The 17,184-nt window shown below is 63.8% G+C and carries 12 protein-coding genes; 4 read left to right on the forward strand and 8 right to left on the reverse strand.

Annotated elements, in window-relative coordinates; translation table 11 throughout:
• Positions 1-3 precede the first annotated feature (3 nt).
• Together KHO27_RS17095 and purL are read right to left on the reverse strand one after the other, a co-directional pair.
• Complete coding sequence (locus KHO27_RS17095; protein WP_023632229.1) at positions 4-315, reverse strand: YqfO family protein; 312 nt, start codon at positions 313-315, stop codon at positions 4-6.
• Positions 316-318: 3 nt separating this feature from the next.
• Positions 319-4,218 carry a phosphoribosylformylglycinamidine synthase gene (purL, locus tag KHO27_RS17100; RefSeq protein WP_214500526.1) on the reverse strand — a complete coding sequence of 1,300 codons (3,900 nt, stop codon included), beginning with the start codon at positions 4,216-4,218 and terminating at the stop codon, positions 319-321.
• A gap of 325 nt (positions 4,219-4,543) precedes the next feature.
• Between purL and mltF the strand changes: the two genes are divergently transcribed.
• Positions 4,544-6,001 (forward strand): membrane-bound lytic murein transglycosylase MltF, encoded by a 1,458-nt coding sequence (gene mltF / locus KHO27_RS17105; RefSeq protein ID WP_111532125.1) that lies wholly within the window; start codon positions 4,544-4,546, stop codon positions 5,999-6,001.
• 57 nt (positions 6,002-6,058) lie between these two features.
• On the opposite strand, the gene tadA is transcribed toward mltF, so the two are convergent.
• Together tadA and KHO27_RS17115 are read right to left on the reverse strand one after the other, a co-directional pair.
• Positions 6,059-6,538, reverse strand: coding sequence for a tRNA adenosine(34) deaminase TadA (gene tadA / locus KHO27_RS17110; protein ID WP_046854335.1), 480 nt, complete (start codon positions 6,536-6,538; stop codon positions 6,059-6,061).
• The gene (locus tag KHO27_RS17115) at positions 6,538-7,920 is read right to left on the reverse strand and encodes a multicopper oxidase family protein (RefSeq protein ID WP_214500527.1); all 1,383 of its coding nucleotides are present in this window, start codon (positions 7,918-7,920) and stop codon (positions 6,538-6,540) included. Before KHO27_RS17115 ends, tadA begins: the two co-directional genes overlap by 1 nt.
• A 150-nt stretch (positions 7,921-8,070) precedes the next feature.
• Here KHO27_RS17115 and KHO27_RS17120 point away from each other — a divergent pair, with 150 nt between their 5' ends.
• Together KHO27_RS17120 and KHO27_RS17125 are read left to right on the forward strand one after the other, a co-directional pair.
• Positions 8,071-8,922, forward strand: a complete 852-nt coding sequence (locus KHO27_RS17120) for an alpha/beta hydrolase (RefSeq protein ID WP_502937567.1) — start codon at positions 8,071-8,073, stop codon at positions 8,920-8,922.
• Between the two features lie 213 nt (positions 8,923-9,135).
• Complete coding sequence (locus KHO27_RS17125; RefSeq protein ID WP_214500528.1) at positions 9,136-11,433, forward strand: autotransporter family protein; 2,298 nt, start codon at positions 9,136-9,138, stop codon at positions 11,431-11,433.
• 180 nt (positions 11,434-11,613) lie between these two features.
• Here the strand turns inward: KHO27_RS17125 and guaA are convergent, their stop codons facing one another.
• The 4 genes from guaA to KHO27_RS17145 all read right to left on the reverse strand — a co-directional run bounded on the left by guaA (position 11,614) and on the right by KHO27_RS17145 (position 16,188).
• Positions 11,614-13,191 (reverse strand): glutamine-hydrolyzing GMP synthase, encoded by a 1,578-nt coding sequence (guaA, locus tag KHO27_RS17130; protein WP_011535447.1) that lies wholly within the window; start codon positions 13,189-13,191, stop codon positions 11,614-11,616.
• A gap of 77 nt (positions 13,192-13,268) precedes the next feature.
• Positions 13,269-14,738: an IMP dehydrogenase gene (gene guaB, locus KHO27_RS17135; protein ID WP_023628475.1), complete on the reverse strand. Its 1,470-nt coding sequence runs from the start codon at positions 14,736-14,738 to the stop codon at positions 13,269-13,271.
• Between the two features lie 86 nt (positions 14,739-14,824).
• Positions 14,825-15,382, reverse strand: a complete 558-nt coding sequence (locus tag KHO27_RS17140; protein WP_102682938.1) for a sugar ABC transporter ATPase — start codon at positions 15,380-15,382, stop codon at positions 14,825-14,827.
• Positions 15,383-15,432: 50 nt separating this feature from the next.
• Positions 15,433-16,188, reverse strand: a complete 756-nt coding sequence (locus tag KHO27_RS17145; RefSeq protein ID WP_139669097.1) for a sulfite exporter TauE/SafE family protein — start codon at positions 16,186-16,188, stop codon at positions 15,433-15,435.
• 97 nt (positions 16,189-16,285) lie between these two features.
• On the opposite strand from KHO27_RS17145, the gene KHO27_RS17150 reads away from it, so the two are divergent.
• Complete coding sequence (locus KHO27_RS17150) at positions 16,286-17,164, forward strand: LysR family transcriptional regulator (RefSeq protein WP_110699830.1); 879 nt, start codon at positions 16,286-16,288, stop codon at positions 17,162-17,164.
• The last annotated feature ends 20 nt before the right edge of the window (positions 17,165-17,184 follow it).

Consider the following 17,184-nt stretch of genomic DNA (forward strand, 5'->3'; position numbering starts at 1 on the left):
TTCCTAGAAATCGGCCAGCGGCCAGACCTCATAGGCAGGTGTTTCATACGGGTGGCTCTGCTTGAGCGCAGCGACCACCTGGGCGATCAGCGCATCAGCCACCACCAGCTCCACCTTCCACTCCTCGACCACCTCGACCTGACCGGTCTGCCCGAGGTACGGCTGGCTGCCGTGCAACGGGCGGAACTGGCCCTGGCCGAGGGTCTGCCAGGCGCAGTGGTCATAGTCGCCAATGCGCCCGCCTCCAGCGGCGAACACGGCGGCCTTGACCACTTCGACATGGCTGTCGGGGACGAAGAAGGCGAGCTTGTACACGCCTTAGTTCACCCACACACGTGCATTGCGGAACATGCGCATCAGGGCTGCGTCTTCCTGCCACTCATCCGGGCGCCAGGAGTTCTGCACGGCGCGGAACATACGCTCCGGGTGCGGCATCATGATGGTCACGCGGCCGTCGCGGCTGGTCAGGCCGGTGATCCCGCGCGGCGAGCCGTTCGGGTTGGCCGGGTAGGCTTCGGTGACCTTGCCGTGGTTGTCGACGTAGCGCAGGGCCACGCAACCGGACAGGTCGGCTTCCAGCAGTGCCTCTTCGCTGGCGAATTCGGCATGGCCTTCACCGTGGGCGATGGCGATCGGCATGCGCGAACCAGCCATGCCCTGCAGGAAGATCGAGTTGGACTTCTGCACCTCGACCATGGCCACACGGGCTTCGAACTGCTCCGAGCGGTTGCGCACGAAGTGCGGCCAGTACTCGGTGCCCGGGATCAGCTCGTGCAGGTTGGACATCATCTGGCAACCGTTGCACACGCCCAGGGCGAAGCTGTCGGTACGCTCGAAGAAGGCCTGGAAGGCATCGCGGGCACGGGCGTTGAACAGCGCCGACTTGGCCCAGCCCTCACCGGCACCGAGCACGTCGCCGTAGGAGAAGCCGCCGCAGGCCACCAGGCCCTTGAACGCTTCGAAATCGACACGACCAGACAGGATGTCGCTCATGTGCACGTCGACGGCGGCGAAGCCGGCGCGGTCGAAGGCCGCGGCCATCTCGACCTGGCCGTTGACGCCCTGCTCGCGCAGGATCGCCACTTGCGGGCGCACGCCTTTCTTGATGTACGGCGCGGCGATGTCTTCGTTGACGTCGTAGCCGAGCTTGACCGACAGGCCTGGGTTGTCCTCCTCGAGCAGCGCGTCGAACTCCTGGTCGGCGCAGTCGGCGTTGTCGCGCAGGCGCTGGACCTGGTAGCTGGTCTCGGCCCACTGGCGCTGCAGCAGGCGACGGTCGCCCTTGAACAGCTCTTCGCCTTCGAACTTGATCAGCACTTCACCGTTGTTGATCGGCTGGCCGATCACCGCGACGCAATCCTCGCCCAGGCCTGCGGCGCTGAACTGCGCCAGCACATCCGGCGTGGCGTCCTGACGGACCTGGATCACCGCGCCCAGCTCTTCGTTGAAGAGGATGGCCGCGACTTTCTCGCGCTTGCTGGTCAGGGTGCCCAGCTCCACATCCAGGCCGCAGTGGCCGGCGAAGGCCATCTCCAGCACGGTGGTCAGCAGGCCACCGTCGGAACGGTCGTGGTAGGCCAGCAGGTGGCCGTCTTCGTTGAGGCCCTGGATCACCGCGAAGAACGCCTTGAGGTCCTCGGCGTCGTCGACGTCCGGCGCCTGGGCAGCGAGCTTGCCGTGGGTCTGCGCCAGGATCGAGGCGCCCATGCGGTTCTTGCCGCGGCCCAGGTCGATCAGGATCAGGTCGGTCTCGCCCTTGTCCATGCGCAGCTGCGGGGTCAGGGTCTTGCGGATGTCGGTGACCGGGGCGAAGCCGGTGATGATCAGCGACATCGGCGAGGTGACGCTCTTCTGCTCGCCGGCTTCGCTCCACTGGGTCTTCATCGACATCGAGTCTTTACCGACCGGAATGGTGATGCCCAGCTCCGGGCACAGCTCCATGCCGACGGCCTTGACGGTGTCGTACAGGCGGGCGTCTTCGCCCGGGTGGCCGGCGGCGGACATCCAGTTGGCCGACAGTTTGATGTCGGACAGCTTCTCGATGCGCGAGGCAGCCAGGTTGGTCAGGGTTTCGCCGATTGCCATGCGCCCGGACGCCGGGGCGTCGAGCAGGGCCAGCGGGGTACGCTCGCCCATGGCCATGGCTTCGCCGGTGTAGACGTCGAAGCTGGTGGCGGTGACGGCGCAGTCGGCCACCGGTACCTGCCACGGGCCGACCATCTGGTCGCGGGCCACGAGGCCGGTGATGGTGCGGTCGCCGATGGTGATCAGGAAGCTCTTGCTGGCCACGGCCGGGTGACGCAGCACGCGCTCGACCGAGTCGGTCAGGTCCAGCGTGCTCGGGTCGAACTCATCGCCCAGCTCCGCTTCGCGAGTGACCGAACGGTGCATGCGCGGCGGCTTGCCCAGCAGCACGTCCAGCGGCATGTCCACCGGGGTGTTGTCGAAGTGGCTGTCGGTAACGGTCAGGTGTTGCTCTTCGGTGGCCTCGCCGACCACCGCGAACGGGCAACGCTCGCGCTCGCAGATGGCCCGGAAGCGCTCGAAGTCCTCGGCGCTGACCGCCAGCACGTAGCGCTCCTGCGACTCGTTGGACCAGATCTCGTGCGGGGCCATGCCCGGCTCGTCGTTGGGCACGTTGCGCAGTTCGAAGCGGCCACCGCGGCCACCGTCGTTGACCAGCTCGGGGAAGGCGTTGGAAATACCGCCGGCGCCGACGTCGTGGATGAAGGCGATGGGGTTCTTGTCACCCAGCTGCCAGCAGCGGTCGATGACCTCCTGGCAACGGCGCTCCATTTCCGGGTTCTCGCGCTGCACCGAGGCGAAGTCCAGGTCGGCGGAGCTGGCGCCGGTGGCAACCGACGAAGCAGCGCCGCCGCCCAGGCCGATCAGCATGGCCGGGCCGCCAAGCACGATCAGCTTGGCGCCGACGGTGATCTCGCCCTTCTGCACGTGGTCTTCACGGATGTTGCCCATGCCGCCGGCCAGCATGATCGGCTTGTGGTAGCCACGGACTTCCTCGCCGTGCGGGGTGTTGATGCCCTGCTCGAAGGTACGGAAGTAGCCGGTCAGGGCCGGGCGACCGAATTCGTTGTTGAACGCGGCGCCGCCCAGCGGGCCTTCGATCATGATGTCGAGGGCGTCGACGATGCGCTCGGGCTTGCCGTACGGCTTTTCCCAAGGCTGCTCGAAACCGGGGATGCGCAGGTTGGAGACGGTGAAACCGGTCAGGCCGGCCTTGGGCTTGGCACCACGGCCGGTGGCGCCTTCGTCGCGGATTTCGCCGCCGGAGCCGGTGGAGGCGCCGGAGAACGGTGCGATGGCGGTCGGGTGGTTGTGCGTCTCGACCTTCATCAGGATGTGCACCGGCTCCTGCACCGCGCCGTACTGGCGGGTCTCAGGGTTCGGGAAGAAGCGGCCGGCCACCGAGCCGACGATCACCGAGGCGTTGTCCTTGTAGGCCGACAGCACGCCTTCGCTGTGCATCTGGTAGGTGTTCTTGATCATGCCGAACAGGCTCTTCTCTTGCGCCTGGCCGTCGATGTCCCAGCTGGCGTTGAAGATCTTGTGGCGGCAGTGCTCGGAGTTTGCCTGGGCGAACATCATCAGTTCGATGTCGTTCGGGTTGCGCGCAAGGTTCTGGAAGGCGGCAACCAGGTAGTCGATCTCGTCTTCGGCCAGGGCCAGGCCCAGGTCGATGTTGGCCTGGGCCAGGGCGGCGCGGCCACCGGCCAGGATGTCGACCGAGGTCATCGGCTTGGGCTGGGCGTGGCTGAACAGGTCGGCGGCGTCTTCCAGCTTGCCCAGCACGCGCTGGGTCATGCGGTCGTGCAGCTCGGCGGCGATGGCCTGGGCGTCGGCGTCATTGATGCTGCCGGCGACGTAGTAGGCGATGCCGCGCTCCAGGCGCTGGATCGACTGCAGGCCGCAGTTGTGGGCGATGTCGCTGGCCTTGGATGCCCAGGGCGAGATGGTGCCCAGGCGCGGCACGACCAGGAACAGGCGGCCGCTCGGCTCCTGTACCGGCACGCTCGGGCCGTACTTGAGCAGACGGCCCAGCACCTGCTGCTGGTCGGCGGTCAGCTCGCCGTCGACGTCGGCGAAGTGGGCGAATTCGGCATACAAACCAGTAACAGCGGGGACTTTCTGGCTCAGTTGCTCGAGTAACTTACCGTGGCGAAAGGCAGAAAGGGCAGGAGCGCCGCGCAGGATCAACATCGTCGGGACAGCCTCAGGAAGGGGTGTGCTTAGAGGCCGTGCATTCTAGCCTAATTCGCAGGCTTTCGGCACCCGCTCTAAGCCAATGCTGCCGGGCGGTGGAACCGGACTTGCGGGTCAAAAAAATCGCGGGTATTTCATCGTGGGAGCGGGCTTGCCCCGCGATGACACCTACCGGCAAAGAGACTGCCTGAGCGGGCGAATCGCGGGGCAAGCCCGCTCCTACGACCTGCTCCGCCCTGTCGCAGGCACAGTGACGTGCTAGCAGACCTGCCAACCATTGTCGAGATATGGCGCCGGCAGTCCTTTGCGTATACTGCACCCTATGTTCGCCCACACTGCTTTGCGCCAGCGTTGCGCCAAATGGCTCTTCGCAACCGGACTCTTCCTGATGCTCGGTGCCTGCGTTGAAAAACCCAGCACCCTCGAGCGCGTCAAGGAGGATGGCGTATTGCGCGTGATTACCCGCAACAGCCCGGCCACCTACTTCCAGGACCGCAACGGCGAAACCGGTTTCGAGTACGAACTGGTCAAGCGCTTCGCCGACGACCTGGGGGTGAAGCTCGAGATCGAGACCGCCGACAACCTCGACCAATTGTTCGACCAGTTGGGCAAGCCCTCCGGCCCGGTACTGGCCGCCGCCGGCCTGGTCAGCAGCGAACGCCGCGCCAGCCAGGCGAAGTTCTCCCACCCGTATCTCGAGGTGACCCCGCAGGTCATCTACCGCAACGGCCGCTCGCGCCCGACCAATGCCAAGGGCTTGGTGGGCAAGAAGATCATGGTGCTCAAGGGCAGCAGCCACGCCGACCAGCTGGCCGAGCTGAAAAAGCAGAATCAGGGGCTGGAATACGAAGAATCCGACGCCGTCGAAGTGGTCGACCTGCTGCGCATGGTCGACGAGGGCCAGATCGACCTGACCCTGGTCGACTCCAACGAGCTGGCCATGAACCAGGTCTACTTCCCCAACGTGCGCGTGGCCTTCGACCTGGGCGACACCCGTGACCAGCGCTGGGCGGTGGCCGCCGGCGAAGACAACAGCCTGCTCAACGAGATCAACGAGTTTCTCGACAAGTCGCAGAAGAACGGCACGCTTCAACGCCTGAAGGACCGCTACTACGGCCATGTCGATGTGCTGGGCTACGTCGGTGCCTACACCTTCGCCCAGCACCTGCAGCAACGCCTGCCCAAGTACGAGAAACACTTCAAGACCAGCTCCAAGGTCGAACAGGTGGACTGGCGGCTGCTGGCCGCGATCGGCTACCAGGAATCGATGTGGCAGCCGGAAGTCACCTCCAAGACCGGTGTGCGCGGCCTGATGATGCTGACCCAGCGCACCGCCCAGGCCATGGGCGTGTCCAACCGCCTGGACCCCCGGCAGAGCATCCAGGGCGGCGCCAAGTACTTCATGCTGGTCAAGGACCAGCTCGACGACAGCATCAAGGAGCCGGACCGCACCTGGTTCGCCCTGGCGGCCTACAACGTTGGCAGCGGCCACCTCGAAGACGCCCGCACCCTGGCCAGGCGCGAAGGCCTGAACCCGAACAAGTGGCTGGACGTGAAGAAGATGCTGCCGCGCCTGTCGCAGAAGCAGTGGTACAGCAAGACCAAGTACGGTTATGCCCGGGGCGGCGAGCCGGTGCATTTCGTCGCCAACATCCGCCGCTACTACGACATCCTCACTTGGGTCACGCAGCCGCAGCTCGAAGGCCAAGTGGCCGAGGGCAACCTGCATGTGCCTGCGGTGAACAAGGACAAGCCAGCGGAGCAAGCGGCGCCGATGTGATGGTGTCCGCAGCCAAAGCGTGGGAGCGGGCTTGCCCCGCGATAACGTGGCTGCAGCTTAACCTTTGGCCCGCCGAGCCTTGAAAAACTCGCTGAGTATCGCGCCACATTCCTCGGCCAACACCCCGCCCTCGTACATCACCCGATGATTGAGAAAGCCCTGGGTGAAGAACTGCCCCTGGCTCTGCACGATCCCCGCCTTGGGCTCCAGCGCCCCATACACCACTCGCGCCACTCGTGAATGGACGATCAGCCCCGCGCACATGCTGCACGGCTCCAGCGTCACGTACAGGGTGCTGCCCGGCAGGCGGTAGTTGCTGGCGGACTTGGCCGCAGCGCGGATCGCCACCATCTCGGCGTGGGCGCTGGGGTCGCTGTCGAGGATCGGCCGGTTGAAGCCCTGGCCGAGCACCTGGCCGTGCTGCACCAGCACCGCACCCACCGGCACCTCGCCCAGGGCCGCGCCCTGGGCCGCCAGCTCCAGGGCCAGACGCATGAATTCCTGATCGCGGCTGCGATCGATGATCTGCGGGCGCATCAGACCACCGCTATCGCGGCCATCAGGCCGGTTTCCATGTGGTCGATGACATGGCAGTGGAACATCCAGGTGCCCGGGTTATCCGCCACCAGCGCCACCTGCGCCCGCTCGTTCTTGCCCAGCAGGTAGGTATCGGTGAACCACGGCTCGACGATCTTGCGCCGATTGGAGGCGATCACCTTGAAACTCATGCCGTGCAGGTGGATCGGGTGCTGGTACTGGGTCATGTTCTTCAGCTCGAGGATATAGCTCTTGCCCTTCTGCAGCGTAGCGATGGGCCGGTCGGCGCAAGTCTTGTCGGTGATGTCCCAGGCTTGGCCGTTGATCTGCCACAGACTCGGCGGCTTGCCGTTCTCGGTATTCACCGAAACCTTGCCGACCCATTCGAAATTGAAGTTGAGCTTCTCGGCGTTCTCCAGGTCCGGCTCGGCAACCGGGTTCGGCGGCAGCGCCTTGGGCCAGTCGCCGGGTGCGTCGCTGCTGGCCACCGAGCGCAAGGTGCCCAGGCGCACGAAGCCGTCACGCAACGATACCTCCTCGCCTGCCTCGGGAATGCGGATCGCCAGGCAGATGCGCATGCCGGGGCCAAGCCAGTACTCCTCGTCCAGCGGGCGCGGGGTGATCGGATTGCCATCGAGGGCGTAGATCATCGCCTCGCAGTTGCCCTTGAGGTTCAGGCGGTAGGTCCAGGTGTTGTCCAGGTTCAGCAAGCGCACCCGCACCACCTGCCCCGCCGGCAGCTCGGTGACCGACTCGGCCTGGCCATTGATGGTGATCAGCCGCCCGGCCGTGCCGTTGCGCGCCGCCTCGCGGGGGATGCTGAACGGCAGCCAGGCGCCCTGCTCGTCCACATGCCAGTTCTTCAGGCTCAGGGTACGTTCGTGCTTGAAACCGGTCGGTTCGCGCTCTTCGACGATCAGCGGGCCAACCAGCCCGCGCCCCAGTTCCTCGGAGCTGCTCACATGGGGGTGGTACCAGTAGCTGCCGGCGTCCGGCACCTTGAACTTGTAGTCGAAGTATTCGCCCGGCTTGACCGGCAACTGCGAGACATAGGGAACACCGTCCATCTCCAACGGTAGGCGAATACCGTGCCAATGGATGGTGGTCTCGACGGGTAGATGGTTGATGAAACGCACCCGCAGCCAGGTACCCTGGCGCACCCGCAGCTCGGTGCCCGGCGCCGACGGGCCGAAGGCCCAGGCCTCGGTCTTGAAGCCCGGCACCAGCTCGACGTCCAACGGTGCGGCGATCAGCTCGTAGTCATGCCCGTCGTTGTCGTCCTCGACCTTGCCCAGCCAGTAACGCGCCGCGCCACCGGCGCCCAGGCCTACCACTACAAGGCCGGTCAGGCCCTTGAGCATTTGTCGACGGGTAAAGGACATCGGTGCGGGTACCTCGTTTCTGCGCGATCAAGCTGCCAGCAGGGCTGGCGATGAAGGGCGAATACGATACACCTGCATTTGCGAAATATTAAGTGAAGTCTTGTCGCAGGGCGGTAGGTTGCCGAAGCGACGTGATCGTACACTGCACACATGATGAGTAGAGATTTTCCCAGTCGTCGGACAGTGGCCGGCTTCCCTATGGCGTGTGTGTTGATAATCAGCGCACTTCTCATCGCCTGCCAATCGCCGCGCGAAGCACTGCAACAACTGGCTCAAGAACACGGCCGACAATGGGAGGTCCTGCCGGGACAAGACTTCCCTCTCTTCATCCTCGCGCCGCGCAGCGCAGAAAAAATGACTCGCCTGCGTGTCTACCTGGAAGGCGATGGGCATTCCTGGTCGACGGCCACTCAACCCAGCCTGGATCCGAGCCCGCACAATCTGCTGGTGCCACGGCTGGCGGTCAACGATCCTACGCCGAACGCGTATCTCGCACGCCCCTGCCAGTTCGTCATGGCTGCAGCGTGTCAGACCGCACTCTGGACCCATCGACGCTACGCCCAGGAAGTGATCGACCGCCTCAGCCAGGCGCTAGACCAACTGAAACAACGATATGGCAACAGTGAATTCGAACTCGTGGGATATTCGGGTGGCGCCGCACTGGCATTATTGTTAGCGGCGCAGCGCAATGATATTACCCAGGTGCAAACCCTGGCCGGCAACCTTAGCCCGCGTATGTGGGCGACGATGAAAGGACTGTCGCCACTCCACGGATCCTTGGAACCGCTGGACTACCGAGATCGACTCGCCTTGTTACCTCAGCGTCATTTCATTGGAGACGCTGACTCGATCATTCCGGTTGACCTTGCTGCCAAGTATCAACAGGCCCTTGGTTCGCCATTATCCCAGTGTATTCATGTACCTGAAGCGAGCCACGACAGTGGCTGGGAAGCGGCATGGAGTCGATGGGTCAAGACTCCATTGGCACAGGAACATCCTTAGAACAAGGACGGCCACGGCTTCAGAAAACAACTGAAACGGCGCATTTATGTTTTTTTCGCCATTAGTTGTTTTCATGATGAATATCCTCACCCGCATCGTGTAGATTCGGCGCGCTTGAATCAGCACATCACTGACAAGCTGACAGGGATGCCGAAAACAGACGCTGACGCGCGCGTTGCCCCCTGTCAGTTTCTACCCTGTAAGGATACGGTCTTGAACATCTCCCACCTGCGCCGCTCGTTGTTGGCGCTGTCCGTCACGGCTGCCACTGCTACAGTCCATGCCGCACCCGACCTCAACCACGACCTGGGCACAGGGGCATACATCAGCTCCGGCGGTGGTTTCAATAACGCCACCTTTACCGGAACGTCACAAAACGCAGGTGTGACGCTGACCAATGTGACGCTGGCGGGCAGCTTGATCAATCAGGGCAAGATCAACCTGACGGCCGCAACCCCCAGTGACGTCCCATCCGGCATCTCCATGACCCTCAACTCCACCGTCGCTGGCAATTTGGTCAACGAGGGCGACATTACGGTGAGCGGCACCACTGCCATGGGACTGGACCTGTACCTGGCGAAAATCGCCGGTGAAGTCAACAACAACGGCAACATCAGGGTAACCGGCGAAGATGCCAATGGCATGATGATCACCTCGGCCCAGGCTCGCATCAATAACTCGGGCACCATCACTGCCAGCGGCGCCGGCTCTGCAGGTATCGAGATAGAAAACGCCAGTTTCACCGGTAAAAACACAGGCGACCCTTCCAAGAGTGATATCAACAACAGCGGGACTATCTCCGCCGAGGGCGTCGGTATCCACTTGGTCAACCTCGACCCCTCAGCCGGCTTCAGCATCTTCTCCATCAGGCAGACCGGTGGCCTGATCGAAGGCGGCACCGCGGCAATTCTGGCGGATGACCACGCCTCCCCTTCTTATTTCTACTGGGAGGGTGGCCAGGTCAAGGGTGACCTGCTGGGCCTGAGTGGGGTACTGGTGCAAGGGGATGCACAATTCGACGGCTCGACCATCCGTGCCGGTTACGTCGATATCGACGGTGGCCGCCTGACGCTGCTTCGCCCACAGACCACGATTGTCGGCAACCTCGACCTGGATAGCGAAACTGCTCGCTTGCGCCTGCTGCTGGATAACAACACACTGCCCAACACGCCGATCCTGACAGTCACCGGCGATACCTACTTCTCTCCCGGCAGCCAGGTCGAACTGCAGGCTCGCTCCGACGATTTCCGCACCTCGGCCCAGGGCAACCGCTACACCCTCATCAATTCCGGCACGTGGGAAGATCCACAGAACCTTTCCGTGGTTTCATCCTCGGCGCTGCTTGAAGTGAAAAGCTTTGGCATTGAAGGCCAAGATGTAAAAGCAACGGTTGCGACCCGCAGCGATGAGGCTGTAACTCAAGACCTGCTGGGCGCCCATGGTTCGCGCAATGCGGTGAACGCCATCCAGCCGCTCAAGAACACAGTCCTGGGCCAGATGGACGAAAGCGACCCGGTATTCCAGCATTTTGCCAACGCCGCCACCTCCGAAGATCTGGCGAAACTTGCCGAAACCTTGGCCCCGGACGTCAGCCGTGGAGTCATCAACGCCGCCACCAACAGTCAAAACCTGGTCGCAGGTGCCATCGAGCACCGCGCCAGCAAAGTACGCAGTGGCCTGTCGTCGGGCGACGTCCTGGCAGAACAAGGGGTATGGCTGCAAGCGCTGTCCAGCGATGCCAACCAGGATAGCCGCCACGGTATCGGCGGCTTTGACGCCAACACCCAAGGCATCGCCTTGGGTGCCGACGGCAAGCTCAACCCCAATACCACCGTGGGCCTGGCGTACAGCTACCTGACCAGCGACGTCAAGTCGGACCTTGGCAACAAGACCGACGTCAACGGCCATGCACTGACGCTGTACGGCAACTGGGCCCGTGACAACTTCTTTGTCGACACCTCGCTGACCTATGGCTGGAACGACAACGAGTCCAGACGCTACATCGCCGGTACCCGCGCCAAGGCCGATTACGACAGTGCAATCTTCGGCGTCAAAGCACTTGCAGGCTACACGTTCCGGCTGGACAAGCATTGGCTGCTGGAGCCCCAGGTCGGTGCGCGTTACGCCAAGGTTTCGATTGATTCGTACCGTGAAAAAGGCAGCTCAGCCGCCCTCAACGTTGGCAGCCAGCGCTATGAAATCGGCGAAATGGGCCTGGGCGCCCGTCTGGCGGCCGCTTTTGACATCGGCGTGGGCAGCCTGGAGCCGGAAGCCAAGCTGATGGCCTGGCACGATTTCATCGGCGACAAGGCTAGCACCACCTCGACCTTCGTGCTCGGCGGTACCCCCTTCACCACCCAAGGCGCCACACCCGCGCGCGACAGCTACGAGCTGGGACTGGGTGCCAACTACCGGGTAGGCGCCTGGAGCGTGGGAGGGATGTACAACTACCTGACCAGCAGTGGTTTCAACGCCGACACCTTCACTGCCAACGTGCGTTACGACTTCTGACCAACGTCTGCGCGTCAAACAACAAAACCCGCATTGGCGGGTTTTGTTGTTTGGGGCTGAGGGTGAAGCCCATAAGCGTCTGGCTATTTCACCTGCCCGACTGAATGCCAAAAGCCCGCAGTTATGCGGGCTTTTGGGGTGTTTCCTGCCACTCGCTTCCGGTCTACGCCGGACGCAAGATCATTCCCACTCGATAGTGGCCGGCGGCTTGCTCGACACGTCGTAGGTGACGCGGGAGATGCCGTCGATTTCGTTGATGATACGGCCGCTGACGGTTTCCAGCAGCTCGTACGGCAGGTGCGCCCAGCGCGCGGTCATGAAGTCCACGGTCTCGACGGCACGCAGGGCCACGACCCAGGCGTAGCGACGGCCGTCGCCGACGACGCCGACCGACTTGACCGGCTGGAACACCACGAACGCCTGGCTGGTCTTGTGGTACCAGTCGGCCTTGCGCAGCTCTTCGATGAAGATGTGGTCGGCGCGACGCAGGATGTCGGCGTATTCCTTCTTCACTTCACCGAGGATGCGCACACCAAGGCCCGGGCCCGGGAACGGGTGGCGGTAGACCATGTCGTACGGCAGGCCCAGTTCCAGGCCGATCTTGCGCACTTCGTCCTTGAACAGCTCACGCAGTGGCTCGACCAGCTTGAGGTTCATTTCCTCCGGCAGGCCGCCGACGTTGTGGTGCGACTTGATCACGTGGGCCTTGCCGCTCTTGGCGCCGGCCGACTCGATCACGTCGGGGTAGATGGTGCCCTGGGCGAGGAACTGGATGTTCTCCAGCTTGCTGGCCTCGGCATCGAACACGTCGATGAAGGTGCGGCCGATGATCTTGCGCTTCTTCTCAGGGTCCGCTTCGCCTTCCAGATTGTCGAGGAACTGCTTCTCGGCATCGGCGCGGATCACCTTGACGCCCATGTTCTCCTTGAACATGGCCATCACCTGGTCGCCTTCGTGCAGGCGCAGCAGGCCGTTGTCGACGAACACGCAGGTCAGCTGGTCGCCGATGGCGCGGTGCAGCAGCGCGGCAACAACCGAGCTGTCGACGCCGCCGGACAGGCCCAGCAGGACGTTGGCCGAACCGACCTGTGCACGGACCTGGGCGATGGCGTCCTCGACGATGTTCGAGGCAGTCCACAGCGCTTCACAGCCGCAGATGTCCTGGACGAAGCGCGAGAGGATGCGACCGCCTTGCTTGGTATGGGTCACTTCCGGGTGGAACTGCACGCCGTAGTAGCCCAGGGCATCGTCGTACATGCCGGCGATCGGGCAGCTCGGGGTGCTGGCCAGCACGCTGAAGTTGCCTGGCATCTGGGTGACCTTGTCGCCGTGGCTCATCCACACGTCCAGGCCCAGCACGCCGTCATCGTCGACATGGTCTTCGATGCCGTCGAGCAGGCGGCTCTTGCCGACCACGTCGACGCGGGCGTAGCCGAACTCGCGCAGGTCGGAACCTTCGACCTTGCCGCCCATCTGCTCGGCCATGGTCTGCATGCCGTAGCAGATGCCCAGCACCGGGACTTTCAGGTCGAACACGGCCTGCGGCGCGCGCGGGCTATTGGCTTCGTGGACCGACTCGGGGCCACCGGCCAGGATGATGCCGCGCGGGTTGAATTCGCGGATCGCTTCATCGTCCATGTCGAACGGGTGCAGCTCGCAATACACACCGATCTCGCGCACGCGGCGGGCGATCAGCTGGGTGTACTGGGAACCGAAATCGAGGATCAGGATACGGTGAGCGTGAATGTCGAGGGCCATGACTCAATCTCGTCAGTGGAAATCGGAAACGACGCGGGGCTGTGTATGACAGCCCCGTTCGGTAATTGCTGGAAGCCTCAGCCTACGCGGTAGTTAGGGGCTTCCTTGGTGATCTGCACGTCATGCACGTGGGACTCGGCCATGCCGGCACCGGTGATGCGCACGAACTCCGGCTTGGTACGCATCTCTTCGATGGTCGCGCTGCCGGTGTAGCCCATGGACGAACGCAGGCCGCCCATCAGCTGGTGGATGATCGCGGCCAGGGCGCCTTTGTACGGCACACGGCCTTCGATACCTTCCGGCACCAGCTTCTCGGCACCGGCCGAGGAGTCCTGGAAGTAACGGTCGGACGAGCCTTGCGCCTGTGCCATGGCACCCAGCGAGCCCATGCCACGGTAGGCCTTGTAGGAACGGCCCTGGAACAGTTCGACTTCGCCCGGCGCTTCTTCGGTACCGGCGAACATCGAACCCATCATCACGCAGGAAGCACCGGCGACGATGGCCTTGGACAGGTCACCCGAGAAACGGATGCCGCCGTCGGCGATCAGTGGCACGCCAGTGCCTTCCAGTGCGGCGGCGACGTTGGCGATGGCGCTGATCTGCGGCACGCCGACACCGGCGACGATACGGGTGGTGCAGATCGAGCCTGGGCCGATACCGACCTTGACCGCGTCGGCGCCGGCTTCTGCCAGGGCCTTGGCGGCGGCGCCGGTGGCGATGTTGCCGCCGATCACCTGCACTTGCGGGTAGGTTTCTTTCACCCAACGCACGCGGTCGATCACGCCTTTGGAGTGACCGTGGGCGGTGTCGACGACCACCACGTCAACGCCGGCGGCTACCAGGGCGGCAACGCGCTCGCCGGTGTCCTTGCCGGTGCCGACCGCGGCGCCGACGCGCAGGCGGCCCTGGTCGTCCTTGCTGGCCAGCGGGTAGGCCTTGGCTTTCTCGATGTCCTTGACGGTCATCATGCCCTTGAGGGCGAACTTGTCGTCGACGATCAGGACTTTTTCCAGGCGGTGCTTGTGCAGCAGCTCGCGGACTTCGTTCTTGTCGGCGCCTTCGCGGACGGTGACCAGACGCTCTTTGGGGGTCATCACGTCGCGGACCTTGGCGTCCAGGCGGGTTTCGAAGCGCACGTCGCGGGAGGTGACGATGCCGACCAGGTCACCGTTTTCCAGCACCGGAACACCGGAGATGTTGTTCAGGCGGGTCAGGTCGAACAGGTCGCGCACGGTGGCGTCGGCGTCGATGGTGATCGGGTCCTTGACCACGCCAGCCTCGAACTTCTTGACCTTGCGTACTTCGCCGGCCTGCTGCTCGATGGTCATGTTCTTGTGGATGATGCCGATGCCGCCTTCCTGGGCCATGGCGATGGCCAGGCGCGCTTCGGTCACGGTATCCATGGCGGCGGAGACCAGGGGAATGTTCAGCTCGATGCCACGAGTCAAACGGGTCTTGAGACTGACTTCATTGGGCAGTACCTCGGAGTAGCCAGGTACAAGGAGGATATCGTCGAAGGTCAGGGCTTCTTGGCTGATACGCAGCATCGCGGGGGCTCCCGGGAGGGAAAAATGGAAGCGCGCCATTATACCCATCCATGGCGCGCCGCTCAATGCAAAATAAGGGCCTTCGGTCAGCCTTGCGGCAGTTTTACCTGCACCACCGCCACCGGCTGGTCCAGCCAGTCGGCGAAGCTGTCGAGGAAGGCCTGGGTAAACCCGGCCTCGCCCCAGTTATTGAAGATGAACCCCAGGTTGGAAAAGGCACACGGCTGCAAATAGAGAAAGCCATTGATGTCGTCTTCGAAGCCGCACAACGGGCAGGTGAAGTTGTCACTCACCCCCGGCATCCACTCCTCCAGGCTCTCGAACAGCGGCTCGCCGACCTCGCGCCGGCACTCCGGGCAACCGGCTTCTTCGAGAAAACCGTCGGTGGGGGTGTAGATGCAGCGCTTGAGCATCACTTCCAGGCCGTTGACCTGCTCGCCGAACGGCAACCTCTCGGGATGCAGGGCCACCTTGCGCGCCCCCTCCGCCAGGGCATGGCCCATGCGGTTGCCGGTGCGCCCACAGGTGCTCAACTGTTCCTCGACGATTTTTTCGCGCACCAGCCAACGCAGGATGGCGCGGGCGCGCGCCTCATGGACGGGCACGGTGGACAGTTTGGGGACGATGATGCTCTGGGTATTCATGCGTGAGGCGGGCCTGGGGACTGCGGTAATGGCGCAATTCTAGCGCCTGCTCAGGCGCTCAGGTAGCGACCGATCAACGCCAGGCCGCTGGCCAGGACCAACCAGGTGACCAGGCGGATGAAGGCCTCGCGGGACAGTTTCAAGGTCAGTCGCCGCCCCAGCCAGGTGCCGACGAACATCACCGGCAACAGGCAGGCGGCGAGCAGCAGCAAGCTGCTATCGGCATACACCCCGGCGATCAGGAACAGCGACAGGCGCACCACCGTGCTGCAACTGATCAGGGCGACCTGGGTCGCACGCACCTGTTCCTTGGCCTCCAGGCGGGCGCTGAGGTAGATCGCGTAGAGGAAACCACCACTGCCGAACAAGGCGCCGAACAATCCGCCCACCGTGCCCATGGGCACCGCCCAGGCGCCCGACAGGCTAGCCGGGCGCACCTTGACCGCCAGGCCATAGACCGCATAGGCGGTCACGAAGATGCCCATCAGCAACAGCAGCAGATCGGACTTGAGCCGTAGCAGGAACACCACGCCCAGGGTGCAACCCACGGCCATGAACGGCAGCAGGCGCAGCAACTCGCCGCGCACCACATCGCGCCGCGAAGGCAGCAGGTTGCCGAAGGCGGCGACGAAGTCCAGCAGCACCAGCAGCGGGATGATCCGTGACAACGGCATGAAATGGATCAGCACGGGGCCGGCGACCAGCGCGGTGCCGAAACCGGCGATGCCGAAGACGATATAGGCCACCCCTACGCCCAGCAGGATGGGCAGCCAGTCGGACGTGGAAAACGACAATTGAGCGAGCATCGCGGCAGTTCCTAGGAAGTCCACTGAAGATTAGCCAGCCACAAGCCATGCCTACTAATATGTCTTTTCGCCGCAAGCCATCTCGAAAAGGCATGACATGACTTCTATCCGCCAACTGCGTTACTTCGTCGAAATCGCCGAGGCCGGCAGCTTCAGCGCCGCCGCCGAGCGGTTGTACATTGCCCAGTCGGCCCTCAGCCGGCAGATCAAGGAGCTTGAGCTTCAGCTGGGCACCGTCCTGTTCGAACGCACTGCGCGCCTGCCACGCCTGACCGTGGCCGGTCAGGCCTTTCTCGAGCGCGCCCGCTATCTGCTGGCCGACCTGGACAAGGCCGAGCGCCTGGCCCGGGAAATCGGCCAGGGCCTGCGCGGCAGCCTGCGGCTGAACCACTCCAGCACCGTGCCGCTGACCGGCCATTTGCTGCAGCGCCTAGGCGGCTACCTCAAGGACAACCCCGGCGTTTCCCTGGAGATCGCTCAGCAATCGTCGGAGGCGCAACTGGAGGACATCGCCGAAGGCCGCCTGGAGATCGGCCTGTTGCGCCTGCCGGTGCTACGCCAGCATGAAGGCGTGGAGCTGCATGCGCTGTTCGACGAACCCCTGCTGCTGGCAGTGGCGGCGGGCCACCCAATGGCCACGGCAAGCAGTGTTCGACTGGACCAACTGCGCGAGGAACGCTTCATTTCCATCCCCCATCGCCAGCGCGGCGGCCTGAGCTACCTGTCGGCGTCGCTGTGCATGAATGCGGGGTTCTTTCCACAGGCAGCACAGGTGGTATCGCGCAAGACCACACAACTGCAACTGATCCAGGCCGGGTTCGGCGTGGCGTTGTTGCCGGCGAGCATGCGCGAGATTGCCCCGCCGGCGGTGCATTTCGTGCCGCTGGACGAGGCGTGCCAAAGTACCGTGGCGCTGGCTTGCCGGCGGGATGCCGGGGAACTGGTGCGCCAGTTCGTGGCGATCATGCAAGGCTGAAGGCCTCATCGCGGGGCAAG

Origin of the sequence: Pseudomonas sp. RC3H12, assembly GCF_018596375.1 — a bacterium.
Taxonomy (GTDB): Bacteria; Pseudomonadota; Gammaproteobacteria; order Pseudomonadales; family Pseudomonadaceae; genus Aquipseudomonas.